This is a genomic window from Brevibacillus nitrificans (assembly GCF_003710965.1).
Lineage (GTDB): Bacteria > Bacillota > Bacilli > Brevibacillales > Brevibacillaceae > Brevibacillus > Brevibacillus centrosporus.
Map to the genome: position 1 here is coordinate 384455 of NZ_RHHU01000017.1, position 25482 is coordinate 409936.

The 25482-nt window shown below is 51.7% G+C and carries 23 protein-coding genes; 15 read left to right on the forward strand and 8 right to left on the reverse strand.

The window, feature by feature from the left end:
* Window positions 1-26 precede the first annotated feature (26 nt).
* Window positions 27-1694, forward strand: a complete 1668-nt coding sequence (locus EDM59_RS25035; RefSeq protein ID WP_183193038.1) for an asparagine synthetase B family protein — start codon at window positions 27-29, stop codon at window positions 1692-1694.
* A gap of 59 nt (window positions 1695-1753) precedes the next feature.
* Entirely contained in the window at window positions 1754-3433 is a 1680-nt protein-coding gene (locus EDM59_RS25040) for an asparagine synthase-related protein (RefSeq protein ID WP_122926108.1), read from the forward strand.
* A gap of 54 nt (window positions 3434-3487) precedes the next feature.
* Here EDM59_RS25040 and EDM59_RS25045 read toward each other — a convergent pair whose 3' ends face one another.
* The 3 genes from EDM59_RS25045 to EDM59_RS25055 form a co-directional block, all read right to left on the reverse strand.
* Entirely contained in the window at window positions 3488-4273 is a 786-nt protein-coding gene (locus tag EDM59_RS25045) for a carbohydrate deacetylase (protein WP_122926110.1), read from the reverse strand.
* Window positions 4274-4347: 74 nt separating this feature from the next.
* Entirely contained in the window at window positions 4348-5127 is a 780-nt protein-coding gene (locus tag EDM59_RS25050) for a glycoside hydrolase family 16 protein (RefSeq protein ID WP_183193039.1), read from the reverse strand.
* A gap of 86 nt (window positions 5128-5213) precedes the next feature.
* A complete protein-coding gene (locus EDM59_RS25055) occupies window positions 5214-5876 on the reverse strand; it encodes a CPBP family intramembrane glutamic endopeptidase (protein ID WP_122926112.1) in 663 nt (220 codons plus the stop codon).
* 265 nt (window positions 5877-6141) lie between these two features.
* Between EDM59_RS25055 and dpaL the strand changes: the two genes are divergently transcribed.
* The 8 genes from dpaL to EDM59_RS25095 all read left to right on the forward strand — a co-directional run bounded on the left by dpaL (window position 6142) and on the right by EDM59_RS25095 (window position 16814).
* Window positions 6142-7368 carry a diaminopropionate ammonia-lyase gene (gene dpaL / locus EDM59_RS25060; protein ID WP_122926113.1) on the forward strand — a complete coding sequence of 409 codons (1227 nt, stop codon included), beginning with the start codon at window positions 6142-6144 and terminating at the stop codon, window positions 7366-7368.
* A 30-nt stretch (window positions 7369-7398) separates the two neighbouring features.
* Window positions 7399-8556, forward strand: coding sequence for an ArgE/DapE family deacylase (locus EDM59_RS25065; RefSeq protein ID WP_122926114.1), 1158 nt, complete (start codon window positions 7399-7401; stop codon window positions 8554-8556).
* 66 nt (window positions 8557-8622) lie between these two features.
* Window positions 8623-10416, forward strand: coding sequence for a sigma-54-dependent Fis family transcriptional regulator (locus EDM59_RS25070; RefSeq protein ID WP_122926257.1), 1794 nt, complete (start codon window positions 8623-8625; stop codon window positions 10414-10416).
* A 119-nt stretch (window positions 10417-10535) separates the two neighbouring features.
* A complete protein-coding gene (lepB, locus tag EDM59_RS25075) occupies window positions 10536-11096 on the forward strand; it encodes a signal peptidase I (RefSeq protein WP_092268943.1) in 561 nt (186 codons plus the stop codon).
* A 106-nt stretch (window positions 11097-11202) separates the two neighbouring features.
* A complete protein-coding gene (locus EDM59_RS25080; protein ID WP_122926115.1) occupies window positions 11203-12696 on the forward strand; it encodes a helix-turn-helix domain-containing protein in 1494 nt (497 codons plus the stop codon).
* A 171-nt stretch (window positions 12697-12867) separates the two neighbouring features.
* The gene (hutU, locus tag EDM59_RS25085) at window positions 12868-14538 is read left to right on the forward strand and encodes a urocanate hydratase (RefSeq protein WP_122926258.1); all 1671 of its coding nucleotides are present in this window, start codon (window positions 12868-12870) and stop codon (window positions 14536-14538) included.
* A 6-nt stretch (window positions 14539-14544) separates the two neighbouring features.
* Complete coding sequence (hutI, locus tag EDM59_RS25090; protein WP_122926116.1) at window positions 14545-15819, forward strand: imidazolonepropionase; 1275 nt, start codon at window positions 14545-14547, stop codon at window positions 15817-15819.
* Entirely contained in the window at window positions 15819-16814 is a 996-nt protein-coding gene (locus tag EDM59_RS25095) for an agmatinase family protein (protein ID WP_122926118.1), read from the forward strand. Before hutI ends, EDM59_RS25095 begins: the two co-directional genes overlap by 1 nt.
* 48 nt (window positions 16815-16862) lie before the next feature.
* Here the strand turns inward: EDM59_RS25095 and EDM59_RS25100 are convergent, their stop codons facing one another.
* The gene (locus EDM59_RS25100; RefSeq protein ID WP_246011242.1) at window positions 16863-17228 is read right to left on the reverse strand and encodes a GNAT family N-acetyltransferase; all 366 of its coding nucleotides are present in this window, start codon (window positions 17226-17228) and stop codon (window positions 16863-16865) included.
* Between the two features lie 291 nt (window positions 17229-17519).
* Between EDM59_RS25100 and EDM59_RS25105 the strand changes: the two genes are divergently transcribed.
* A complete protein-coding gene (locus EDM59_RS25105) occupies window positions 17520-18443 on the forward strand; it encodes a GntR family transcriptional regulator (protein ID WP_122926259.1) in 924 nt (307 codons plus the stop codon).
* Between the two features lie 81 nt (window positions 18444-18524).
* Window positions 18525-19163: a pyridoxamine 5'-phosphate oxidase family protein gene (locus EDM59_RS25110; RefSeq protein WP_122926120.1), complete on the forward strand. Its 639-nt coding sequence runs from the start codon at window positions 18525-18527 to the stop codon at window positions 19161-19163.
* 205 nt (window positions 19164-19368) lie between these two features.
* Here the strand turns inward: EDM59_RS25110 and EDM59_RS25115 are convergent, their stop codons facing one another.
* Complete coding sequence (locus EDM59_RS25115) at window positions 19369-19881, reverse strand: CBO0543 family protein (RefSeq protein ID WP_122926121.1); 513 nt, start codon at window positions 19879-19881, stop codon at window positions 19369-19371.
* Between the two features lie 24 nt (window positions 19882-19905).
* Window positions 19906-20739, reverse strand: a complete 834-nt coding sequence (locus EDM59_RS25120; RefSeq protein ID WP_122926122.1) for a hypothetical protein — start codon at window positions 20737-20739, stop codon at window positions 19906-19908.
* Between the two features lie 172 nt (window positions 20740-20911).
* On the opposite strand from EDM59_RS25120, the gene EDM59_RS25125 reads away from it, so the two are divergent.
* A complete protein-coding gene (locus EDM59_RS25125; RefSeq protein WP_122926123.1) occupies window positions 20912-21739 on the forward strand; it encodes an aldo/keto reductase in 828 nt (275 codons plus the stop codon).
* A 60-nt stretch (window positions 21740-21799) separates the two neighbouring features.
* Here the strand turns inward: EDM59_RS25125 and EDM59_RS25130 are convergent, their stop codons facing one another.
* Entirely contained in the window at window positions 21800-22525 is a 726-nt protein-coding gene (locus EDM59_RS25130) for a YheC/YheD family protein (RefSeq protein WP_122926124.1), read from the reverse strand.
* A gap of 234 nt (window positions 22526-22759) precedes the next feature.
* On the opposite strand from EDM59_RS25130, the gene EDM59_RS25135 reads away from it, so the two are divergent.
* Window positions 22760-23503, forward strand: a complete 744-nt coding sequence (locus tag EDM59_RS25135) for an IclR family transcriptional regulator (protein ID WP_122926126.1) — start codon at window positions 22760-22762, stop codon at window positions 23501-23503.
* A gap of 53 nt (window positions 23504-23556) precedes the next feature.
* Here the strand turns inward: EDM59_RS25135 and EDM59_RS25140 are convergent, their stop codons facing one another.
* Window positions 23557-24684: a glycosyltransferase family protein gene (locus EDM59_RS25140; protein ID WP_122926127.1), complete on the reverse strand. Its 1128-nt coding sequence runs from the start codon at window positions 24682-24684 to the stop codon at window positions 23557-23559.
* A gap of 169 nt (window positions 24685-24853) precedes the next feature.
* On the opposite strand from EDM59_RS25140, the gene EDM59_RS25145 reads away from it, so the two are divergent.
* Entirely contained in the window at window positions 24854-25477 is a 624-nt protein-coding gene (locus EDM59_RS25145) for a TetR/AcrR family transcriptional regulator (protein WP_342769243.1), read from the forward strand.
* Window positions 25478-25482: the final 5 nt, after the last annotated feature.

Below are 25482 nucleotides of genomic sequence, written 5' to 3' on the forward strand. Positions count from 1 at the left end.
GGAAAAAGCAATTGGAGGAGTGGCACTTGTTACTTACACGTGAAGGAATATCGACAGACGTTTCCGGTTTTCACCGCTGGGAGAACGACAAGGCCGTTATTTACTGGAAGGGCTTTGTATACGTACAAGGAATGTTGGCGGGGCTCCCATCCGTCCGGCACTTTGCGACGTTCTTCACTGAGGCCACCTTGGATCAGGACGTCCTGCATCTAAAAGGCAGCTATATGATGATTGTGAAGCTGAAGCCTCTTCACCGTTATTACTGCTTCGTCGATTCGAGCGGCTGTCATGATGCCTTTTATACAGAGGATGCCATATCTAGTTCTTTTCTCACGCTAGCTGCCCACAAAAACCTCACCATTGCTTCGATGAACAAGCTGGCCATCATCGAGTTTCTGAATTTTGGTCACTTGTTTGAAAATAAGACGTTTTTTGATTCGATCCGTAAAATTGACAGCAGCGAGCTGCTCCTGTTTGATCGGCGCCATGTGAAAGTAAAACGTAAAAAGCTCGCCCCCATCTATGATGAGTCACAACCGGTTATGGATTTTCATGATTTTTTTCAGCAACTATCACGGTCGCTTCGCAATCAGAAGGTGAGCGTGGATCTGTCAGGTGGGATCGACTCCAGGCTGATCAGTGTTCTGCTTCATTATTATGGAGTCGAATTCGAGACGACCATCTCCGGCAGGGAGGGCATTTCGGACGTGGATATCCCCAAAGAGGTGGCGGATTTGTTTGGCGTCTCGCTCCATGTGACGACTCCTCTGGTACACAATCTGGAGGAGGACGTCGATGAGCTGTTTCGGATCAGCGATGGCTTGCATGATTGTCTGCGCCATTATCGAACGCTGCAGCATAACCGCAATCGCCTCCAGCGTGGAATGAGCATGGCGATTACGGGGGTCGGAGGGGAACTGTTCAAGGACTTTTTCTGGCTTCAGGATTTCCCCTTTTACAGCATGAAAAAGGCAAACTTGAGCCGCCTTTTCCACTCGCGATTCCTTCCGATCTCATGTGGTCTGCACTATTTTCATGACGCGTATGTGCCGCTTGCGCAATCCCTCAGCGAGCGTATTTTGGTTGAGCTCGCTCCCTATGTACGGGAGACCAACACCAAGACCTATGACAACATTTATTACCACTACCGGATGAAGTCCATCGCGGGCAAGTATTTGACGGCGGCCAATCACGTGCTGCCGACCTATGCGCCTTTGCTTGACGAGGATCTCGTTCGTTATGGATTTCAACTAGAGAGAAGGGAGCGGATGTTCAACCGGTTTCACCGAAAAATCATCACGACGTTGAATCCCGCGGTATCAAAAATTCGGACTTCCGAAGGCGGTATTTCAGTCTCTACCCAACGGCTGGAGGTGGCAAAGGACGTACGAAAATACGCGGTGAGCTATTCCAAGCGGCTGATGAAGCTGCTGGGGAGAAAGGTGCTCAAGAAAAGCTATTCGTCAGATAGTCCGGAGCATCCCGAGCTGTTCACGACGATCAGGCAGCTGGGGCATACCCAGGAATCCGTGAAGCTGCTCAAGGAACTTCAGATCCTGCATCCTGATTTGACGATCGATCAGATACACAATCAGCATTTGGGCAATCTGATTTCGCTGGCAACGCTGATTTTTTACCTAGATAACAAGAAAGCAGAATCGAATGGGCATCAAATGAGCACCTCCGGGAGTTAACCAGATGTCGATTCTTTTCCACTCGGTATGAATTCTTCGATAGGACAGGGTGATGGTGCATGCTGATCACGAGTGAGGGAATTACAGAATTCCAGTCCAAGGAACAGGTTTGGGAGGATGCCAACTATACGGTGGGCTGGAAGGGCTTTGTCTTTATTTTGGGAGTGGCGGCGGGAGTCGAGTCCGTCATGGCATTTCTTGATGAGCTGCGCATGAGTGGAATGATCGCTGCTGTCAAACTGCTTAAAGGACACTTCTTTATGACGGTCTACGACAAGCAGGCGGATATGTACTACGCGTTCATCGACAACAGCGGAGCATTCGAGGCGTTTCACATGGAAGCGATTGTTTCCACGTCCTTTCTCGCATTAGCGAAAAAGAGTGGGTATGGCAAGGAACGCGTATCAAAAGAATCTATTATCGAGTTCTTGAACTTTGGAAACATTTATCACAACCGCACGCTCGTCGATGGCATCTTCAAGATCGACTGTAACGAGATTATTGTCCTTTGCAATCATAAAAAAACAATCCTATCCAAACAATTGGAAAACCTGGACGATGCGTGCCCGAAAGTGGATGTGATGGAATTTTTCCGGTTGTTCAGCAAATCGGTCCACCATTTGAGAGTAAGTGCGGATTTAACAGGGGGTGTGGACTCCAGGCTTGTATGTGTGCTGCTTGATCATCATGGTGTACCCTTCGAGGCAGCGATCACGGGCAGGAATGGCATCCAGGATGTCGAGGTGCCCAAGCACGTCGCCAGCGCGCTAAAGCACGAGCTCTATGTTTCGGAGCCGTGTGTCGATCGCCTGGAACAGAGGGTGCCGGAGCTGTTTGCCTGGTGTGATGGGATGAACGATCTCTTCAAGCACTACCGCACCTTGCCTCACCACAAGAGCCGGGAACAGCGGGGGATCGATCTCGTCATTTCGGGGATCGGGGGAGAGTTTTTCAAAGAGAACATGTGGGTGCAGGACTTTCCCTTCTATGCGCGCAAAAAGTCGAACATCCGCCGCTTTCTGCGGATGAGGATGCTGCAGATCAAGTGCAAGAGCACGTATTTTGCCGGGGAGTACAAGGCGTTAAACGACGGCTTCGAGGATCGAGTGGTTCAGAAGCTCGAGCCCTATCTTTTGGATATGAACACGAAAACCTATGACAGCATCTACTATCATTTCCGGATGAAAACGGTGGCGAGTACGTTCATCTCCGCAGCGAGTCATCTGTTTGGCTGTTACTCTCCGTTTTTGGAGTACGATCTGGTGCGATACGGCTTTCATTTGAAACGCCGGGAGCGTTTTTTCAACCAGTACCACCGCAAAATGATTACGCGGCTGAACGCGCCAGTTGCCAGAATCCGCACGGCAGAGGGCGGCATATCGGTTTCGTTTGAAAAGACGGAGATCCTCAAGGATATGGTCAAATACATCCGCAACCGGACGAGACGGGCGACGAAAGTGCTGGGCCGCAAGCTATTCCATAAAACGTACCTGCAGGAAAGTCCGGAGCATCCCGAGCTGTTCAAGACGATCCGCAGCATGCGCGTGACGCAGGAAGCGATAGCCCTCCTGAAACAGGAAGGGATCCTGGACGACCAGCTGCAGATGAGTGAGATTCTGGACACGCATCTCGGGAACATGGTGACCATTGCCTTGTTCATGCGGCTTCTGGAAGGAAAAGACGTGAGAGAGGGGCAGGGGGAACAGCAGGAAAGCAGTCTGGCGGTAGCAAGCGTATAGAAGGAGCAAGGGGCGAAGATCACTAGGATCTCGCCCCTTCTTTATCGTTCTCGGCTAACCGGCTAGCTTCGTTTGGTCGTAGGTGGTCAGTTCCATTTCAGGGATCAATGCGGCGAGCTCCTGAAACTGCTGGGTGATGGAGGCACCGCATAGATCGTTGATTTGGCCGTTTTTCGTATCGATCGGGTGGCACATGATTTCAACGGAGCCCAGCTTGGGTCCACCGTTGCGGTAGATCGCGATCATATCCTCGAATTCTCCAAAATAGTTGACTCCACGCAGACCTTTTGAGGAGAGGAGGCTGTTGTACAGGTACTTGTATACTTTCTTGGCAGTAGACATATCCGAACCAATATTGCGAGTCAAGCGCAGGAAGCGAATGCTTTCTTCTTTGAGGACATCCATGATCAAAGTACCAACGATAATTTCTGTGTGGACATGGTTGTGAGAGTCGGCGTGTGAAAGTGGCAAGCCATGTTGACGGCAACGGTGAATTTGTGCGCGAATCTCGGTGGCGAGCGCTTTTTTATCATCGGTGGACAAGGGTAGAAACAGGCGAGGGAGTGAGCGTGTTCGCGGCCGGAAAAAGCCGTGTTCATCGCAAAAACGCGGGCTTTTGCGGATTGCTTCGGTCAAGGGCAGCCCGTCATTCAAATTGATATGCAGCCCCACTTGATTCTGCAGCCGCTCCTCGTGTGCGCGCTGGCAGGCCGCTTCAAAAGTGGAGCCGTTTGCGACGATGGTTGTAGAAGTCAGTGCACCGATTGAAAAAGTCTGGAGGATGGCATCGTCCGTTGTAGAGGACATGCCGAAATCATCCGCATTAATGATGATCTTCATTCAGTCAACAGCTCCTAATAGAAGAAGATACTCTTCTTGTTCTATATAAAGAACGATTTAAAGCTATTATAGGACTACCAGAACTTCCAGTCAACTTGTGGCTTTTGATAGACGCGCACATAATCAATGTCATGAAATTGAGGAAAGACAGTGGTTTCATCGGGTGATCCTGGCCAGTTGCCTCCTACGGCTGTATTCACATACAAATACGCTGGGGTTTCTTGGACGTGTGAGGTAGAGGAGAAGCGTTCGACTCCATCGATGTACCAAGTAATTTTCCCGGGCTCCCACTCGACGGTAAAGGTATGAAAAGCCTTCGAGTAATCCGGACCTACGTATGTACCTGTGTACTGCTGGGGAATCCAGCCCAGCCAGTGATGGGTCAAATAGATTTTGTTCGGCTCGTGTCCGAGCATTTCCATGATGTCGATCTCATAGGGGGAGGCGTGATCGCTGGGGGGCATCCAGTGCGCCGGCCAGATTCCTTGCCCTTTTGGCAAACGTGCATGGATCTCTACTTTTCCATACAGAAAATCGTACTTGAATCTTGTTTGAAGCGCACCGGACGTATAATCCATCCCTTTATAGCTCCGTTTATCTGTGCGAATGCGCAGATATCCATCTTTTACCGACACGGCTTCCGGGGTGTAGTATTCAAGCTCGTTGTTGCGGGGAGCAGCTGTGTCGAGAACATTCCATTTGGAGTGATCGACTGTTGTTCCATCGAACTCGTCGCTCCAAGCTAGTACCCATTGGCTTTCATAGTGATTCAGCCGTTCTTTCACAATTTCGTACAGCAGAGCGAGCAAGCAAATAAAAAGAAACCACAGGACAAGCCGTTGCCGGGCAAACATGAATGACCCCCTTGGATAGAAGTGATTCTTTCTACTATTCATTATAACGAACAACTGCCCTGTTTTAAAAGGAGATTTACACATTCTTACGATAAAAACAAGAGGTAGACAGTCATAATCCCTGTATCTGCGAGCATATGACTGATGATCGAGCCAATAAGGGAGCCTTGTCTGGTCCGTAAATACCCCCAAATGAGTCCGGCGGCGAAAACAGGGGCGATCATCATGACGTTGTAAGGCGCACTGAACAGTGGAATGACGGAGAGCAGATGATACAGGCTGTAAAAAAGGGAGGTCCAAAAAATAGCGTAGCTGGTCTTCCCGTCACTCGACAGCTTATGCAGCAAATAGCCTCGCCAGTATACTTCCTCCAAAATAGGGTTGATCAAGATCAGAATGGCGATGAGCCAGCCCGTGAGATCGCCGGTGAACTGCCATCTGGTAAGCAAGGAAGCCAGAGCGGACGGGTCGAACAAAGTGGATTGAAAGACGCAGCCGCTCAAGAGGATCAGAAGGAAAGAAAGAACACCTGTAGCCGTCCCGACGACGACGTTCTTTCGGTTGAAAGCAAGGCCAAACTGCTGCAAAGATTCCTGCAGCTTCTCATCCCTGCGCAGGAACAAATGATACAACGGGATGAGAGCCAGCCAGCCGTAAAAGAGAAGAAAAGCGAGAGGGACACTGCTTCCGATTTGCAATCCGAGAAACAGCATGCATGTCGGTCCGAACAACAAGAACAAGAGCTTCATAGAAAATCCCACCATGTCATGTACTAGGTGTTAGACACCTAAAAGGATGGTATACGGTACGAACAAACAGGAATAGTACCAAATTCGCTAGGTACCTCGGTACCCCTTCGTCTCATAATGAGATGTATGTATCATTTTGAGATGATGATAGTCTCGAATTGAGATGAAAAGGTGCGCCTCCCCCGCTTCACCGGCGAGGCAGGTTGTGGCATGATCCTTGCTACACAAAGAATGAATCAGCAATCACGAGGAGGAGATTCATCCCATGCAAAAGGAACGTTCCATTCTCGCCGTCGTTCCAGGCAGGCAGGCGGCAGGAAGCACAAAAAGTCTGCCTGCCTTCCTCTCTTCGGCTGCGTGTCAGCGTGCACACGCGTTTCATCAATCATTTGCGCAGTATCAGGAGACGCCTTTGGTCAGTCTGCCGGCGCTGGCACGTGAGCTCGGCGTCGGGCATTTGCTGGTGAAAGACGAGTCCTATCGCTTCGGCCTGAATGCCTTTAAAGTCCTCGGGGCAGCGTACGCGATGGGCAGCTATTTATGCGAGAGACTGGGGCGGTCCATGGAGGAAGTGGATTTTGACACGCTGCGCTCCGAGGAAGTGAGACGCCAGATCGGGGCTGTGACATTCGTGACCGCAACTGACGGCAATCACGGTCGGGCCGTTGCGTGGGCTGCCGCCCAGCTAGGTCAGCAAGCTGTGGTCTATTTGCCGAAGGGTTCCTCTCCGCAGCGGGTCGCAGCTATTCGAGAAACGGGGGCGGATGCCCATGTCATCAACGGGAACTATGACGAAGCGGTTCGGCTTTCGGAAAAGGTGGCACGGGAAAGAGGCTGGCAGGTCATTCAGGATACAGCATGGGATGGGTATACGACGATCCCTTCCTGGATCATGCAAGGCTATACGACGATAGCCGCGGAAGCGATACGGCAGCTCTCGGAGTCGCTGCCTGGGAGAAGACCAACGCATGTGCTTCTGCAGGCAGGAGTAGGTTCGATGGCGGCAGCGGTTTTGGGGTATATGGCTGATCAGCTGGCACCTGATTATCCCGTCACGATCATCGTGGAACCGCACAACGCCAACTGTATGTACCTGTCAGCCAAGAGCGGAGAGCGGGAGGCACAGGCGGCAACGGGCGACCTGCAGACGATCATGGCGGGTCTAGCATGTGGAGAGCCCAATCCGCTGGCGTGGGAAATCCTGCGCGATTACGCGGATGCCTTCGTGAGCTGTCCCGATCATGTAGCAGCTACGGGAATGCGCATGCTTGCGGCTCCTGCCGGCTCAGATCCAAAGATCGTGAGTGGCGAAAGCGGAGCTGTTGGTGTCGGACTTCTCTCGACGATCATGCAAAAGGAAGAGGGGAGATGGCTGCAAAAACAGCTCGGGATCAACGAGGATTCCGTCATTCTCTGCTTTAGCACGGAGGGAGACACCGATCAGGAGCAGTATCGGCGTATCGTCTGGGAAGGGATTTGGCCAAGTGTTTAGCATCCGTTACGTATAGGGGAGGAGAAAGAGATGAAGCTGCACATTGAGCGAGATGAGTTAATTGGATTGGTACAGGATCTCATTCGGATTGATTCCGTCAATCCATACTTGGATGCGGATGGGCCGGGAGAGCGGGAGATGGCAGCCTATTTGCAGGCGAAGCTGGTAGAGATGGGGCTGGAGGTCAGGTTGGTTTCCATTAACGAAACAGCCTGCAATGTGATTGGGGTTCTGCGCGGAACAGGCGGGGGCAAGTCCCTTCTGCTAAACGGTCATATGGATACGGTGAGTGCGAAACGAATGGACATTCCTCCCTTCGAGCCCGTACATGAGGATGGGAAAATTTTCGGTCGTGGCAGCCAAGACATGAAGGGGAGCCTGGGTGCGATGATCGCTGCAGTCGAGGCGATCCAAAAAGCAGGTGTGCGGTTGGCCGGCGATGTCATCCTCACGTTTGTGGCCGATGAGGAATACAAGAGCATCGGCACAGAAGAGCTGGTCAAAGAGTACCGTGCAGACGCTGCCATCGTATGTGAGCCATCGGATCTGGATATTGGTGTCGTACATAAAGGATTTGCCTGGATCAGCTGTGAGGTTCGAGGGAAATCGGCGCACGGCAGCCGTCCGAAAGAAGGAGTAGACGCGATCGTGCACGCCGGGAGAGTCCTGCAGGAAATCGATAAGCTTTCGAAGCAGCTGATGAATAAACACCATCCGATTTTAGGCTCTCCATCTGTGCACGCTTCGCTCATCAACGGGGGGACGGAATTGTCTACCTATCCGGACTATTGCCGCCTGGATTGGGAACGCCGGACGATCCCGGGTGAATCCAAGCAGGACGTGGAAAAAGAGGTTGCTGCCATTTTGCAGAAGCTGCATGATGAAGACGAGAGCTTTCGGGCGAGTGCGGAGCTGTTTTTCTGGCGTGATCCGTACGAGGTGTCCATCGAAGAGCCGATCTTTCTTACACTAGAAGTCGCGTGCCGCAACCGTCTGGGACGCGTTCCGCGGATATCCGGCTTTTCCGGCTGGACCGATGCAGCCCTGATACAGGAGGCAGGCATTCCTACCGTATTGTTCGGTCCGACGGGGGCAGGTCTGCACGGAGCGATCGAATACGTAGAGACGGAAAGCCTCGTAGACATGGCAGCTATTTTGGCCGAAACGATTTGTGAATTTTGCCGTTAAAACACTGGGTTCCCCCGGCGATCTCGATATAATGGAGGAAGAAGCATGAGGGAGAGGGGAATCCGGATGCCCTTGCATGAAATCCAGGAAAGTGTGCAGCAGATCGCTTTGGCGGTAGCTTCGGTATTGCGGGTGGAAGTGGAGATAGCGGATCACCGCTTGCTGCGGATTGCGGGAACGGGACGTACGGAAGCTGGAATCCTGCACACGATGGCAGGAGAGGATCATGTGTATCGGTCATCCCTGTTCGATGGACAGCCTGTCATTATTATGAATCCGGGGGCAGATGAAAAATGTCGTCCGTGCGTCCATTACGGCAATTGTGTAGAGACCGGTGAAATCTGTTGTCCGATCACGCTCGACGGCAAGCATGTCGGTGTGATCGGGCTGCTCGCTTTTGATGAGGATCAGCGGGAGCGTCTGTTTGACGATGTCGACTCGATCCTGCGCTTTTTGCAAAAGATGGCAGAGCTGATTGCCACCAAGCTCAAGGAGCATCTGATGTACGTGGAGCAGCAGCTGATGCTGGAAAAGCTGCGAGTGGTCATGGATGATCTGGACAAGGCGATGCTGACCGTGGATCAGGCCAATCGCATTGTCGAGATGAATCAGCGAGCGCGTCAATTTCTGGAAATGCCAGACCCTGCCTTGCCGCCTGCGATGAGAAATCTTGCGCAGGAAGAGCGATGGATTGCGGCCATTCGGGAGGCTTCGGAGTCAGGGAAAACACCCCAGAAGGTTGTCCTGCAAATAGGCGGAGCCGACAAGGCGTTTCTGTTTTCCATCAAGCCGATACAGCTGGCAGGAACGACACGAGAATGGGTGATCATCCTAGATGATGTAGAGGAAGTAGTGGCCATTGCCAGACAAATTGAGGGCTTTAGCCAGGAAAAAGCCTTCCGTGGCATTGTCGGGACAAGCCCATTAATGACGCAGGCAAAAGAAGTAGCGATGCGTGTAGCAGCGGGCGATTCGACGGTTTTGCTCCAGGGTGAGAGCGGGACGGGAAAAGAGCTGTTCGCCAAAGCGATTCATCAAGCCGGAAAACGCAGCACTCGTCCGTTTGTCTCCATCAACTGTGCGGCCATACCCGAGCAGCTGCTGGAGAGCGAGCTGTTTGGCTACGAGGATGGCGCGTTTACAGGAGCGCGAAAAGGCGGCAAGCGCGGCTTGTTTGAGATCGCGGACAAAGGCACGCTGTTTCTGGACGAAATCGGGGACATGCCTGTTTATTTGCAGGTCAAGCTGCTTCGCGTCCTGCAGGAGAAGCAAATTGTCCGGGTAGGTGGGTCGGGCCAGCCGATCGATGTCGATGTGAGAATCATCGCTGCGACTCACCACGACCTGGAACAGATGGTCGCTACGGGAGATTTTCGGACGGATTTGTACTATCGATTGCGTGTGATCCCGATCCATCTTCCTTCGCTGCGAGAACGCCGGGAGGATATTTTGACGCTGGCGAACGGTTTTTTGCGAACCTACGGGGCAAGGCTGGGCAAAGAGCTCTTTGGTTTTAGCCAAGAGGCTCAAGCTTTGCTGTTTCATCATGACTGGCCTGGCAATGTGCGTGAGCTGGCCAATGTAGTCGAGTACGCGGTCAATATGGAAACCGGCACGTGGATACAACCGGAGCGCATCCTGCTGCCGGCCAAAAGGGAGAGCGAGTGGCGACAGAAAGGGGAGGAAGAGGCGCCGCTGGATTCGCTCAATCTGAAACAAAGGGAGAAGATCGCGATCTCCCAAGCCTTGCACGCCGCCTCCAAAGCCAATCAGGGCAAAGACGCCGCTGCGCAGCTGCTAGGGATCAGCCGAGCGACGCTTTTTCGGAAAATCAAAGAGCATCATTTAAGTGGGAAATAATCGCATGACGAGACGAGGTTGGCTGCGTGAAAGCCAGCCTTTTTGGACTGGCGATCATTTTGTGGTATCATGTCTTAAGCAACGATTTTTCATACTGGAGGGAGGATAGACACATGAAAATAAGAGAGATCGTAGGATGGATTCGTTCCATTGGCTTTGCTGTCATCTTTGCTTTGGTCCTCGGAATCTTTGTGTTTCAGCCGTATAAAGTAGACGGTCATTCCATGGATCCGACCTTGCAAGACCAACAGCGTATATATGTGAGTAAACTTGCCCATACGTTTAACTATTTGCCCAACTACGGCGATATTGTGGTGATTGATAGCCGTGTAGATAGAAGCCGTTCCTGGAAAGATGATGTGACCGGACATCCACTGGTAGGCTTGCTGTTAGGTACGGGAGATGATCACTCGATGTATGTCAAGCGCGTGATTGGCAAACCAGGGGATGTATTGGAATTTAAGGATAACAAGGTCTATCGCAATGGTACGCCTTTGGACGAGCCCTATATCAAGGAAACGATGGATTATGCTGCCGACGGTAAAGTAACGGTGCCAGCGAATCACATCTTCGTGATGGGTGACAACCGCAACCATAGCACGGACTCACGGGAGATTGGATTCATTCCAGTGGACCATGTCATGGGGACGATGATTGAAAATCCGTTCGCTGACCAATAAAAGACGTAGGTAAGGAAGGTTGTCCCGCTGCGGACAACCTTTTCTCCTACAGCCAGGAATCGCTCTTTTCGTCGAAATCTTCCGTGAATGAAAAGGAGGGGACTTCATGCCAAGCATTTTGATAGCTGACCGCGATGCCAATGAACGGATCGGAATCGGCTGGCTCATCACGAGCTGCGCGATTCCGTATGACCATGTCTACACGGCAGCTACGATGGCAGAAGTGATTCAATGCCTCGAATCCCATACACCAGACGTGCTTTGCCTGGAATTGGACATGATGGAAAGGGGACAGTGGGAGGCACTCAAGCTCTTGGTTGAGCAGTACCGACCGCTCGTCCTCGTCATGACGGCAGAAGCGACCTTCGAGCGGGCGATGCAAGGAATCGAGCTAAACGCGCGGGACCTGTGGCTCAAACCGCAGACCCCGGAAAAGATCAGACGTGTCCTCACCCGCTTTTGTATGGCAAAGAAGGAAAGTCAGTCTTCGTTAACCGTGCAGGGCGTAGAAGGGAGCAGACTGGCGGAAGTGTCGTATCGGGATTTGTTTTTACCGCTGAAGAAACCGGGCAAGTCCTATCCGCTCATGCTGGCGCAGCTGGAGAACCCTCAGCGGCATCCGGAGCTTTTGCGCTTTTTGTCCACGTATCCGTTTCGTGAGCAGCCGATTTTACTCCCGTTAAATGATGCGATCGCAGGGATCTTTTCCTGGGAGGACGGCGACGCCTTGTCGCAGCTGGAGCAGGTAGGGAAAAGATTGCTGCGCGATTGGGAAGCTTCCTTCGATGATTCGTTGTCGATCGTGCTCTACCAATCGGATGATCAGGAGCAGCTCGTCAACGAAACCTATCTGGAGGCAAGCCAGGCGCTGCACATCCGTTTTTTCAGAGGGTATCGCCAAGTGTCTGTCGTGCGCAACCGCATCAGCTGGACGATGATCGATCCTTTCCTGACACCGGCTGAACAGAGGACCTGGATCGAAATGCTGCAGGACGGCGACAAAGAAAAGCTGAAGCAATGGATGTACCGCCAGTTTTTTTACAAGGACGAGCCTTATCCCGAGCCTGGCCTTCTGCGCATCCGTCTGACCAGCATTCTCGCGCAGGTAAGGCGGTATATGAAGGCGAATGGCCTCGATCACGGGAATGTGGAGGAAGCGTATCACCGTGTCTTTGAGACGATTTTGTACGCGCCGATTTTGTACCGGATCGTGCAGGAGCTTTTGCTGTTCATCTACTCGTTGATCGATTCCGTGTTTACGCAAAAGGAAGAGTCGCGGGCAGATTTGATCGAGCTTGCCATCCGCTATATCGAGGGGCGTTATACGGATCCGGCCCTGCGTCTGGAGGATGTGGCCCGCCATGTAGATCGAAGCCCTGCCTATTTCAGCACGCTGCTCAGCCAGAAGCACGGAGTCTCCTTTCGCCAGCTGCTGAACAACCTGCGAATGAAGGAAGCGCAGCGCCTTTTGCTCGAAACCTCCCTGTCTGTACAAGAAATCGCCATGCGAACGGGATTTGTCAACGCGAATTACTTCAGCAAAATTTTCAAGGAAAAAACGGGGACAACCCCTCGTTTGTTGCGAAATCAAAAAAAATGATAGAAATCGAAAGAAAAGGAAGGTTTTTCGGGTGAGGCGACCCCGTTGGATCCTTTTCCATCGAAAAAACTGGCACCAATTCGAAAGGCAGGTGCCTTTTTTGTGCTTTTTTCCTTTTTTATACTGAGGGTAAGCAATGAATCTGGAGAAAAGCAGGTGGACGAGATGACAATGACACAGACCCAAACGATTCAGCAACTGATTCAAGACTATTCCGGTACCAAGCTTCATACAAAGGGATGGATACAGGAAGCAGCTCTGCGCATGCTTTTGAACAACCTGAATCCGGACGTAGCCGAGCGGACAGAGGATCTGGTCGTGTACGGTGGAATTGGGAAAGCTGCGCGTAACTGGGATTGCTTCGATGCAATTGTCAAAACATTGGAAAAACTGGAGGGCGACGAGACGCTGCTGATCCAGTCAGGAAAGCCTGTTGCGGTATTCAAGTCGCATGCGGATGCGCCGCGTGTCTTGCTGGCAAACTCCAACCTCGTACCTGCTTGGGCCAACTGGGATCATTTCCATGAGCTCGACAAAAAAGGACTGATGATGTACGGCCAAATGACGGCAGGAAGCTGGATTTACATCGGCAGCCAGGGCATCGTGCAGGGCACGTATGAGACGTTTGCCGAGCTGGCTCGTCAGCACTTTGAGGGGACACTGGCAGGGACCATTACCGTCACGGCAGGTTTGGGGGGGATGGGAGGCGCGCAGCCACTCGCTGTTTCCTTGAATGGCGGTGTGAGCATCAATATTGAAATCGACCCGACACGGATCCAGCGCCGTCTGGACACCAAATACCTCGATGTATCGACGGAGAGCCTGGATGAAGCGATTCGCCTGGCATTGCAAGCCAAGCAGGAGAAAAAAGGCATTTCCATCGGTCTGTTAGGCAATGCTCCGGAAGTGCTGAATGCCATGCTGGCGCGTGATTTTATCCCGGATGTTCTGACGGATCAGACTTCCTCCCACGATCCGTTGAATGGCTATATTCCGATCGGCATGAGCCTTGAGGAAGCGGCAGAGCTTCGTACCAGCGATGCTAAAGCTTACGAGGCACGGGCAAAAGCGAGCATCGCCGAGCATGTTCGTGCCATGCTTGCCATGCAGGAAAAAGGAGCGGTCACGTTTGACTACGGCAACAACATTCGCCAGGTCGCCAAAAACGAAGGGGTAGAAGAAGCGTTCCGTTTCCCGGGCTTTGTGCCTGCGTACATTCGCCCGCAATTTTGCGAAGGAAAGGGTCCTTTCCGTTGGGTGGCGCTGTCGGGTGATCCTGAAGACATTTACAAAACCGATGAAGTCATTCTCCGCGAATTTTCTTATAACACGCATCTGTGCAACTGGATTCGCATGGCACAGGAACGCATTCAATTCCAAGGGCTGCCTTCGCGTATTTGCTGGCTGGGTTATGGAGAGCGTGCGCGTTTCGGACAGATCATCAATGACATGGTGGCGCGTGGCGAGCTGAGCGCACCGATCGTCATCGGGCGTGACCATCTGGATTCGGGATCGGTTGCTTCGCCCAATCGGGAAACCGAAGCGATGAAGGACGGCAGTGACGCGGTGGCAGACTGGCCGATCTTGAACGCCATGATCAATGCAGTAGGCGGTGCGAGCTGGGTATCCGTCCATCACGGCGGCGGGGTAGGCATGGGCTATTCCTTGCATGCGGGAATGGTGATCGTGGCAGACGGAACACCGGAAGCGGCGAAGCGTTTGGAGCGTGTATTGACGACAGATCCAGGGATGGGAGTCGTTCGTCACGTGGATGCAGGCTACGATTTGGCGATCCAGACGGCGAAAGATAAAGGCATCCACATCCCGATGCTGGGGGAGTGATTAGCGATGAATAGACCTGTATGGATTCGCCATGCCAGTCAGCTTGTCACGCTGGCTGGCGGCTCTTCCTCTCCTGTAGTTGGAGAGAGAATGAATGAGCTTGCCATCATCGAGGACGGAAGCGTATGGCTGGAAAACGGCAGGATCGCAAGTGTGGGTACGGACGCAGAGCTGGAAGAGATCTACCGCAAGCGTTTGGAGGAAGCGGATATCATCGATGCCACTGGTCGGCTTGTCACGCCCGGTCTGATCGATCCGCACACGCATCTGGTGCATGCGGGAACACGCGAAAACGAATTCAACATGCGGCTGAACGGCGCTACCTACATGGAGATCATGAACAACGGTGGAGGCATCCACGCGACAACGGCTGCAACACAAAAAGCCTCTCATGAACAGCTGTATCAGGAGAGCAAAAAGCGGCTGGATCTATTCCTGCTGCACGGTGTGACGACGGTGGAAGCGAAGAGCGGATATGGCTTGACGCTCGAGGATGAAATCAAGCAGCTGGAAGTCGCCAAGCAGCTGGACGAAGAACATCCCGTTGATCTGGTCAGCACCTTTATGGGAGCGCACGCTGTTCCAAAGGATTATCGGGAAAACCCCGATGCATTTGTCGATGTGGTGATCCAAGAGATGATCCCAGAGGTCGCACGCCGAAAGCTCGCGGTGTTTAACGATGTCTTTTGCGAGCGAGGGGTCTTCACACCCGAGCAGTCGCGCCGAATCCTGGAGGCTGGGGTGGAGCATGGACTTTTGCCGAAGATCCATGCCGATGAGATCGAGCCTTATGAAGGAGCAGAGCTGGCCGCTGAGATTGGGGCAGTGTCAGCGGATCACTTGCTGCGTGCATCCGACACGGGCATCGAGCGAATGGCGGAAGCGGGCGTCATCGCGGTGCTATTGCCAGGGACAGCCTTTTTCCTGATGGCAGAGTCAGCGAATGGCCGCAAAATGATCGATGCGAAAGTCGCCGTCGCGATCTCAACCGATTGCAACCCGGGCTCGTCGCCTACGGTCTCCATGCCGCTTATCATGAATCTGGGCTGCCTCAAGATGGGGATGACGCCTGCCGAGGTGCTGACGGCTGCGACGATCAATGCGGCCCATGCTATTAAACGTGCCCACGAGATCGGGAGCATCGAGGCAGGCAAGCTTGCGGACATCACGATCTTTGATGTACCGGACTTCATGACGCTGCAATACCGATATGGCGTGAACCATGTGCATACCGTGATCAAAAAGGGAGCCGTGGTCGTGGCGGAAGGGACTTTGGTGTGATGAGCTATCCGTACCCGCTCTTAAAGCCGCCCAGCTTTGCCTGGGACAGAAGTGCTGCCCCGGCTGAGCCAAAAGTAAATGAGTGGATTCAAACGCTGGATGCAGCGCGAGCAGGGGAGTTTGACTGGTCGAACGTCGATGTTGCTCTTTTGGGAGTGCCGCTGTCACGCTCGTCCATCTCGGCATCAGCTGCCAGCGAAAATCCAGATGCCATGCGCCGTGCATGGAAGTATTTTACTACCTACAATCTGGATCACGATGTAGAATTGAGCGAGCTGCATGTAGTGGATGTGGGAGATGTACGCCAGCACGTGACGGACATCGCAAAGTGTCACAGCCATATACGGGAAGCCATGCACGCGATGCGCACTCATCATCCGCACGTACTTCCGATAATGATGGGCGGAGATCACTCGATAACGGCCATGCTGATCAAAGGCTACAAAGACGCGCACCCGAAAGAGCGTGTCGGCATTTTGCAGCTGGACACCCATTTTGACCTGCGTGACTTGGCGGATAATGGTCCATCCAACGGGACGCCCATTCGCAACCTCATCGAAAGTGGAACCGTGGCGGGGGAGGATGTGCACAATATCGGCCTGCACGGATTTTTCAACGCCCGTTCGCTGAAAGCATATGCGGACGAAGTAGGCGTGCACTATACGACTCTGCGTCAGGCGCGGGCCAAAGGGGTTGCCGAGACGGTACGCGATGCACTCGTCAAGCTGGGTGAGCGGGTCGACACGATCTATCTCACCGTAGATATGGATGTGCTCGATATCAGCTATGGTCCAGGTGTACCTGCTTCGACTCCTGGCGGGATGCGAAGCGATGAGCTGTTTGAAGCGGTCCATGCGGCTGGCTTGTGCAAGAAAGTGAAAGCGATGGATCTCGTTTGCCTCGATCCATTTAAAGATCGGGGAGAAGCTACCGTCAAAGCAGCTGTGCATGTCATGCTGTCTTTTTTGACGGGCTTCAAGCAGCGGGAGCAATAGACGAGAAAACAGGTTCAATAATCAGCTGCAAGAAGGCAAGGCTACCGACTAAGAGCGGTAGCCTTGTTGTTGGTTGCCTCCCCGGAGGCAGAGAGAAAAGGTAGGTTCGCCATACGTGAGAACATGATCATCTGTAAATCCAAGAGTCGTGTAAAACTTCACACCTGCGTCATTTTCGGGGTGCACAGTCAAGCGTGTGAGCTGGCAATCCGGCTGGTTTTCTTTCAGATGCCTGCACAACTCTTCGATCGCTGCAGCCCCGAAGCCATTTCGTTGATAGCTTTTGTCGATGAAAAAGGGAAACAGCCAATAGTCTTCCGTGCTGCCGGGTGTATCGTGCAGATTGAAGAAGCCTACCATTGCCTGCTGATTTGCAGATACGGGAAAGCGCCAGGGCTTCTCGCCAGTTTTCAGAAGTGATCGGTGCCAGTGTGACTTGAGCCATAGAGGATAGCCTCCTTTTTACCCATTGTCTCTCTCGTTTTTCTGGAACTTTGTAAAAACACCTGCCATCTACTCGGAGGAATTAGGGACACAGCCCGAGCGCGAGAGCACGCACGAGGCCATTCTTTCTTTTTTGTACACATTTTCTTCACATCCTCCCGCAATGGCTGTGGAAGGAGAAGTTCGCTTCTTGCTAGATAGGTTATCGCATTGTACGATGACAGTATCCCGGCAAATCCCTTTCGGACAGAGGTGAACCCCGTGAAGTTTACGATTAATGAATTCCTTTCCGTTCCTATATATGTTCAATTGAAAGAACAGTTCAAAAAGTTGATCGATAAAGGACTCTATCAGCCGCATGAGCAGCTGCCCAGTGTGAGTGAGCTGGCAGGATTTTTGCGAATCAACCAGAGTACGGTGCAAAAAGCTTATGCAGAGCTGGAGCAGGATGGTTATGTCCAGATCCAGGCCGGCAAGGGAGTCTTTGTGCACGCGCAGCCTCCCCTGGCTGCGGTCGTCGAGGCAGTTTCGGAGCCGTTCGGGGATGCTGGCATGGCAAAAGAGCTTTCTGCCCCGTCCAAGCCCGTGCTCCTGTTTGTGGAATGCAATGTTCCCCAGGCCCAAGAGTATGCCGTGGAATTGGAGAAAGCGACTGGCTATGTCGTTAAGCCTTGCCTCGTGCAGGATTTGGAGATACTCGGAGGAAGCATCCAGAGCGGCTACTACGATCTCATCGTGACGACGTTCCTCCACATTGAAGAAGTGCAGCCTATCATCGAGCGACTAGGCGGTGCCTACCAGCCAAAGGTGATCGCGTGCCTCATCGAGTCGAATCTGCAAAGCATCAGGAGGCTTCAGGAGCTGCCTGCCGGGAGCAAGGTAGGGATTGCAGGAACGACTTGGCAAGGCGCAGAAAATTTTCGCCAATCGATCGTCAACGCCGAATTGTCCCATGTGGAGCTGATCGTAGGCTCGCTCGAGTATCCGGCTTCCTTGGACGCCGTCATCGCAGCCAAACCTGACCTCATTGTCAGCACTAGCCTGGTAAGTCCTTATTTGCAGAGGCATTCGCGCTTTGCGCAACTGTTGATTGAAGACCGCTGCCTGAGTGCCCAGTCTGTACAGTACATCCAGCAATACGTGGAAGGGAAGCGTGCTTGCACCGATCCTGCATCCAACATGTAGAACAAGTGCTCGGTTGCTAGAATGAAACGCCGTGCTAAGATGAGGATAGGCATAACCTATTTGATGAAAGAGGTGTTCTGCTTGAAAGGATTCGGAAAATTTCGGGAAGTGATTCAAGACGAAACCCAGCTCAATGAGCTCTTCGGAGAACCAAGCCGCTTGGTTCAAAACAAAACCATTCATCATATCGACGAGCACTGCCGCGATTACATTGCAAAAGCGCCGTTTCTCGTTCTATCTACGGCGAATGCAGAAGGAAATTGCGATGCTTCGCCACGCGGAGATGCTCCTGGCTTCGTCCACGTTTTGGACGATCGCCATCTGGTGATTCCAGAGCGACCGGGAAACAAGCGGATGGACTCGCTGCGCAACATACTGGCGAATCCGCATGTCGGTCTGATCTTTATCATTCCGACGCTGCAAGAAACGCTGCGCATAAACGGACAGGCTTGCATTGTGCGCGACCAAGAAATTTTGGAAAAAATGGCAGTGAACGGGAAAGTGCCAACCGTAGGGATCGGTGTACAAGTCGAGGAGTGCTATGTGCACTGTGCGAAGGCCTTCATGCGCTCCGGTCTGTGGCAGCCTGAAAAGTGGCCGGAAAAAGAGACTGTCCCGAATATGGCGAAGGTACTGGCAGCTCATGTAAATCTTCCCGATGTAACCGTCAAAGATGTGTCTACGGGCTTGCAGGACAGCTACACCAACCGTTTGTATTAAGCGGCGAGGAGACTCGCAGCCGTCAGGAAGCAAACCGCTTCCGGCGGCTTTTTTTCTTAACGTATAGGAATTTATAAGCGTAATGCTTATGAATTCCGGAGCGCATGACGAAGTGCCTCAGCGTCCGCTTCTGGCATTCCTTCGGTAAAAACTTTCCGCTAAAACGCGGTTGCTCCTCCTCGAACAGGCATCGTTAGAGGTTTTCTTACTCCGAGTCCCAAAGCGAGACGTGGAAGTGAAACATCAGGTAAGAAGCAATGACAAACGAGAGAAGGTAAGCGGCTAGCGGCTTCTGAAAATGCAGCCGCAAAATGGAGAACATGGTCAAGTTGAATGCAGTAGACCACCACATGTTCCAGGAGTGAGCGTGCGAGATCGTGCCTAGAGAAAGACCGATGATTTCCAGAATCACGTAAATGGCAACATACTTGACGATGTGCCATACTCGTTTCCCTGCTTCTTCAGGATAGTTGGATAGAAAAAGCAAAGCGGTAGCTGGAAAGGCGATCACCGTATAAAGCAGGCTGGCGATTTCTTCACTTACATACGAATTTCCGATATATCTCCATAAATAATACGCGCCGTCATTTACAAGCACGTCGTACATGGCGCTGGAGAGGGCGATAAAAAGCATGGTGGTGTGATATTTTTGCCAGTGCTTCCAGTCACCCCAGCGCCATGCGGCAAACACAGACCAGAGAATGAGGACTACATGCATGCGTTTCAGCTCCCACAAGCAGGTTTAGCAAGCTTTTCTACGTGTGCCATACCGAACGATTGCGTGTACTACAAGGATCCATACCAGCTGCAGGAGCACATAGAAAATGAATTCCCACGCATCGTCTATTTGTATGATGGATGAAGCTAGCAGGAGAAAGTCGAAGGAAAGAAGGATGGCCATGAAACCGACTTTCCCAGGTACTTTCAGGAAAAATGAAAAAGCAGCAATAAGCGCAGCAAAGCCTTCAAGCAGTTCGCCTATCGCGATATGATCTCGGGTCGGATCTGAAAACCAGCCTACCTGCAGCTCATGGACATCCATAAAATGACCTTGAATGAAATGAGAAGATCCGTAGAGGAAGAGGTAGACAAAAAACGTGTACACAAACAAGAGCGGCTTGGTCACTTTGCCGTCGCGAACGCTCCCCCAGATCCATTGAGCGATCCAGAAAAAAAGAAGGATGCCGATTCCCGTGTAGATGGTTGTCCACCAATAATGCGCATATGCGTGTAAAGACAAAAACAACCATTCGATTCCCATGAACAAAATGGATAGACAAAGAAGCCAAAGAAAACGAAGCTGGAAGGCAGCAGCAGCTACTGCCACGGAAGGAACGATAAAATCATTTGAGGCAAAGGAGCCGAGCATGTTGTCGATCCAGGGATTGCCCATCACGTCAGAATAGTATTGATAGGAGGGCAGAAGAATGAGGATGACGTATTCGAGCGGATCGATCAGACCGGCCAAACAAAAATGGAGGACGAGTAAGCGCAAATCTCTTGTTTTCCAGAGCGTATACCCCAGAATCAGCAGAGCAGCGATCACCAAGGAGCCATACCAGAAATATTTCGGCATATGATTTCACCTTCAGTGTAAATGCTTGCATATTACAGTATTTCCTCTGATACAAGGAAATAACAAGAAATGTAAAATTTTTACAGATGACATTACCCTTTTTATGGTAGTCTACTTGTGATACACTTACTTATTGTACGTACATAATTAAAGGGTGACGGGAGGAGATCGGATGGCAACAAATATCTCGGATCATTCTGTATTGAACAACGGGGTGAAAATGCCCTGGTTGGGACTTGGTGTCTGGAAGGCAAAAGATGGGGAAGAAGTGACAGGTGCTGTCCGCTCTGCCATCAAATCTGGCTACCGCAGCATTGACACAGCAGCAGTCTATGGCAACGAGGTTGGTGTCGGCGAAGGAATCCGTCAAGCGGGGATCGATCGCGATCAGCTTTTCATCACCACGAAAGTATGGAACGCAGATCAAGGCTATGATTCCACACTGAAAGCATTTGACGACAGTGTAAAGCGACTGGGAATCGAGACGCTGGATTTGTATCTGATTCACTGGCCAGTAAAAGGCAAGTATGTGGAGACGTGGAGAGCGCTGGAGAAATTGTACCGTGACGGTTATGTACGTGCAATTGGCGTCAGCAACTTCCATACGCACCACCTGGAAGATCTGCGTCAAAACAGTGAGATCATCCCAGCAGTCAACCAAGTCGAGTTTCATCCGCTGCTCACTCAAAAAGAGCTGCTTGGCTACTGCCAAGAAAACGGCATTCAAATGGAAGCGTGGAGTCCTTTGATGCAGGGGAATCTGGATCATCCGCTGCTTGTCGAGCTCGGACAAAAGTACGGCAAATCACCAGCCCAGATTATCATTCGCTGGGATCTTGAGAAAAAGGTTGTGACGATTCCGAAATCGATCACACCAGCACGAATCGCGCAAAATGCGGATGTGTTTGATTTCTCTCTCACTGCAGAGGATGTTGAGAAGATCAACGCTCTCAATGAAAACAAGCGATTCGGGGCAGACCCGGACAACTTTAACTTTTAATAGAGAAAAAGGGAAGCCGTTTTATTACGCGGCTGCCCTTTTTTTTTGTAGAGAACAGATTCAGCGATAGCTGACAATTGTCCGGTACATCCCTTTATCCGATAGTTTGAGAAACAACGTGATGTCTGGGCGCAGATTGGCTTCGATAATCCATACCTTGCCGCTCGAATCGATCCCCATGTCAAAGCCGAATACGTTTTGCGAGGTATAATAGGTGACGAGTCTGCTTGCAGCGAGCAGAGCGATCCGGCGCAAGCGTGCCATCACCGCATCGGAGGAAGCGCCGCGAATATTGGAAGAGCGAATCGCTGTACGCAAGGGAAGGACACGTCCACCGCTGCGTTTGATATTGGTGATGATATAGCCTCTGCCGGCAACCTTGGCGAGCATTCCGGTGACGACCCATTGGGAGCCGGGACGACGCTGTACCATGACACGCACATCAAAGGGGCGTCCGTTGATCCTGGCGAGTGAGATTCCACGCTGAACGAGGTAACGAGCGCCCATTTTCTTGCGTAAGTAATGATAGGTGTCCTTTTTGCCGCGAATGGTTCGTTTTTTTGCGCCGCGCTGTACGCGATAGGTGCTGCTGCCTTTGCTGGATATCATCATGACGCCTGCACCGCCGCTGCCAGAGGCGGGTTTGGCGATCACTTTTCGATACCGATCAAGAAACTCATACAGAGACCTTTTGGAAAAAGGCTTCGTGCGCGGCAGAGTCCCTGCAAGAGCAGAGCTGGCGCGCAGGACGTAGTACTTGGTTAGCTTTGATTCACTTACGCCCATGTGAGGTCATTCCCCCAATCCTGAATTGAAACAAGCGGTGTTCCATACTAATGTATGTCCCTTTTGTTTCATCGCTTGTGGGAGTGTCCTACTGACTGAAAAATGGGAAGGGATGACAAAAACTCGTCATTTTCGCTCTTTACTATACACATTTTTTTCGTATACTGAAAAGTAGCATATTAGTTTCATCAGATGAAACGTACGGAACCAAGAAGGAAGCAGGTGTAATGAAAGATGGAAGAACAAAAAGCAAACGTGCGGGCGGTCGAGCGGGCTCTGGATATTTTGCTATGCTTCACAGATGCTACCGACCTGGGCTTGAGCGAGATCTCCAGCAGACTCTCGCTTCATAAAAGCACGGTGCATCGTTTGCTAGCAACTTTGGAAAACAAAGGGTTTCTGATCCGTGACGTCGAGACGGAAAAATATCGACTCGGCTTTCGAATTTGGGAGTTGTCTGCAAATCTTACCCATAATGATGACCCTGCTACGATGCTTCTGCCGGAGATGGAGCGGCTGCGCGATTTGGTAGAGGAAACGATCAGCTTGTATGTAAGGGATGGGATGGAACGGATCCGCATTCAAGCTGTGCAGAGCAAGCAGCCGATCCGCAGGGTGGCGCCGATCGGGGCTCGAATGCCGCTGACGGTAGGAGCCTCCAGCAAAGTGCTCGTAGCCTATGCAGGTGCGGCTGTTGCCAGAGAGCTTTTAGAGGATCCCGATTGGCCGGACTTTGTTAGCAGGGAATCGTATGTAGAGCAGCTCGAGCAGATCCGGCAGCAAGGCTTTGCGACAAGTGTGGAAGAGAGGGAGTTGGGGACGGCAGCTGTTGCAGCCCCGATCTTTAATCGAAATGGACAACTGGTGGCATCGATTGCCGCTTCAGGACCGTCAAACCGTCTGACGCAGGAGAAGATGAGTCAGTATGCGCCATTCATCAAGGAAGCGGCCTATCGTATGGGAAAAATGATGAAATAGCTCCAAAGCCAACACAGCCCGATCGGTGGGACGTGTTGGCTTTTTTTATACAGCTACATTCCTCGTTTGTGCTCGTTTTGCAAAACAGTCCAAAAGGATTTGACGCCTTCATCGGCGAGAAAACGGCTGCCCCGTTCTTTGACGTACTGGCTCATGGCTTCGTAATAGGAGGGATTGGTCAGCCGCTCGTAGTGGTAAGCGATGTCGTAGGCGTCCTCGACGAACAGAGGGTATTCGTTACCGAGCAAGGCCAGGTTGCCGACGGTCCGCGTGGTCAATACAGGAACACCGAGCCCCATATACTCCAGAATGCGGGATAAATAAGAGTGTGAGGGGTTGCGGTCTTCGGTTTTGTCATAGAGGAGGGCAACGCCGATCCCGCTTTTGACGATCATCTCTTTCGTTTTCCACATCGATTTTTGTCCGTGATCCGCGACGCCGGGCCTGCGCAGCAATTTTTCTGCCTGCTTGCGGTATTTTCCGACGATAGAGGGGTAGAGTACCCGCAGCTTGGCGTCGGGAAAATCTTTGCGTATGAGCCTGATGGCCTTGGTCGCAACAGGCAACCCATAGCGCGGCCGAATCACGCCAGCTTGGATCAGATCGAGTGGATCAGAGGGGGAGCGGCGGAGATTGAGGTCTGGCATGGGCTCGACAAACTGGGGAAGCACCTGGATTTTGCGGAGAAGCTCCTCGGGGGCATAAGAGCCTTTCTGTAATTGATAGAGACGGTAGCGCTCGGCATTTGGCTCGGTTTGAAAAAAGACAACGCGGGAATGGCGAAAGACGTAATCGAGCCTTCGCATAATATACGGATCGTGGAGATTGTACTGGATGGCCAAAAACAAAAGCTTGGAGCTGAGCGATCGTTTCATTCTTAGCAGCTTTACAGCCTCATTGCGACCGCGGATGAAAATGAAATCATAGGGCTTTTTCCGGTCGCGGGCAATGATTTCCTCATGAGGATCATTGGCTTGGAAAAAGCGGATATGCTGAAAGGTAAAGCCACCCATCCCGTCTCGAAAGCGAAAGGGAAGGACACACTCGAGCGAATAGTGTTGACGCTCGGACTCGGGCAGCTGGGCCAGCTTGCGATCGAGCGCGCGCAGTAGGATGAAGAACTGCAGAACATTTCCCTTTGGCTTGAATTCGATGAGATTGCAATAAAAACAGATTCTCACGTGATTCTCTCCTTCACAGGGCTCTCCACTATGGTATTGGGATTAGAGGCGGATGGCTACCCGAAAGGAGAAAATCGAGAAGGAACATTTACTTACTTGAATAAAAAACTTTACTCGAGTTAATTTATTGATTATTATGTAGATATTGAAACGGAAACAGGAGATCATCATGACACTATCGTTGCGCGAAAAGAAAAAGGCGAAAACCAAGCTCGCATTGCTGCATGCCAGTCTGAATCTGATCGGGGAGCGTTCCTTTCGGCAGGTGCCTGTAGAAGAAATCTGTCAGCAGGTGGACGTCTCCAAAGTTACTTTTTTCAAGTTTTTCCCGCAAAAAGAAGATGTGCTCATCTTTTTCATGAGTGTCTGGCAGGCGCAATGTTTTTTGGAGCTCGTCGATACCGGCAAGCGGGGGTGGGAGGGAGTTCGTCATATTTACGGAAAAGTGGCAGAGGATGCTAAGGAACAACCTGGGGTTATGCTGAGTCTGATCAGCTTTTTGTCCGAGCAAAAAATGCATCCGTGGGTGCCGAAGCTGACGGAAGCAGAGCTTTCGTTGCTATTTCCGGAAAGAGATACCCATGGAGTTGAAGAGGTAACGCTGGATCAAATTTTCAAGCGCTGCGTGAAAGAGATCAAGGAAGAGGGAGAGCTCGTGGACCCAGTAACGGCTGAAGAAGCGGTGGAGCTTCTTTTCTCGATCTTCTACGGTGCCTTTTTATCCGCACATCTGTTTCGTTCCACCGATTATATGGCGTATTACGATAGGCACCTCAAATTACTGAGGAGGTAAGTGAC

Coding starts and splice junctions, on each gene's coding strand:
- EDM59_RS25040 (WP_122926108.1), top strand. CDS start 1,754: ATGCTGATCACGAGTGAGGGAATTACAGAATTCCAGTCCAAGGAACAG.
- EDM59_RS25045 (WP_122926110.1), bottom strand. CDS start 4,273: ATGAAGATCATCATTAATGCGGATGATTTCGGCATGTCCTCTACAACG.
- EDM59_RS25050 (WP_183193039.1), bottom strand. CDS start 5,127: ATGTTTGCCCGGCAACGGCTTGTCCTGTGGTTTCTTTTTATTTGCTTG.
- EDM59_RS25055 (WP_122926112.1), bottom strand. CDS start 5,876: ATGAAGCTCTTGTTCTTGTTGTTCGGACCGACATGCATGCTGTTTCTC.
- dpaL (WP_122926113.1), top strand. CDS start 6,142: ATGCAAAAGGAACGTTCCATTCTCGCCGTCGTTCCAGGCAGGCAGGCG.
- EDM59_RS25065 (WP_122926114.1), top strand. CDS start 7,399: ATGAAGCTGCACATTGAGCGAGATGAGTTAATTGGATTGGTACAGGAT.
- EDM59_RS25070 (WP_122926257.1), top strand. CDS start 8,623: ATGCCCTTGCATGAAATCCAGGAAAGTGTGCAGCAGATCGCTTTGGCG.
- EDM59_RS25080 (WP_122926115.1), top strand. CDS start 11,203: ATGCCAAGCATTTTGATAGCTGACCGCGATGCCAATGAACGGATCGGA.
- hutU (WP_122926258.1), top strand. CDS start 12,868: ATGACACAGACCCAAACGATTCAGCAACTGATTCAAGACTATTCCGGT.
- hutI (WP_122926116.1), top strand. CDS start 14,545: ATGAATAGACCTGTATGGATTCGCCATGCCAGTCAGCTTGTCACGCTG.
- EDM59_RS25095 (WP_122926118.1), top strand. CDS start 15,819: ATGAGCTATCCGTACCCGCTCTTAAAGCCGCCCAGCTTTGCCTGGGAC.
- EDM59_RS25115 (WP_122926121.1), bottom strand. CDS start 19,881: ATGCATGTAGTCCTCATTCTCTGGTCTGTGTTTGCCGCATGGCGCTGG.
- EDM59_RS25120 (WP_122926122.1), bottom strand. CDS start 20,739: ATGCCGAAATATTTCTGGTATGGCTCCTTGGTGATCGCTGCTCTGCTG.
- EDM59_RS25125 (WP_122926123.1), top strand. CDS start 20,912: ATGGCAACAAATATCTCGGATCATTCTGTATTGAACAACGGGGTGAAA.
- EDM59_RS25130 (WP_122926124.1), bottom strand. CDS start 22,525: ATGGGCGTAAGTGAATCAAAGCTAACCAAGTACTACGTCCTGCGCGCC.
- EDM59_RS25135 (WP_122926126.1), top strand. CDS start 22,760: ATGGAAGAACAAAAAGCAAACGTGCGGGCGGTCGAGCGGGCTCTGGAT.
- EDM59_RS25145 (WP_342769243.1), top strand. CDS start 24,854: ATGACACTATCGTTGCGCGAAAAGAAAAAGGCGAAAACCAAGCTCGCA.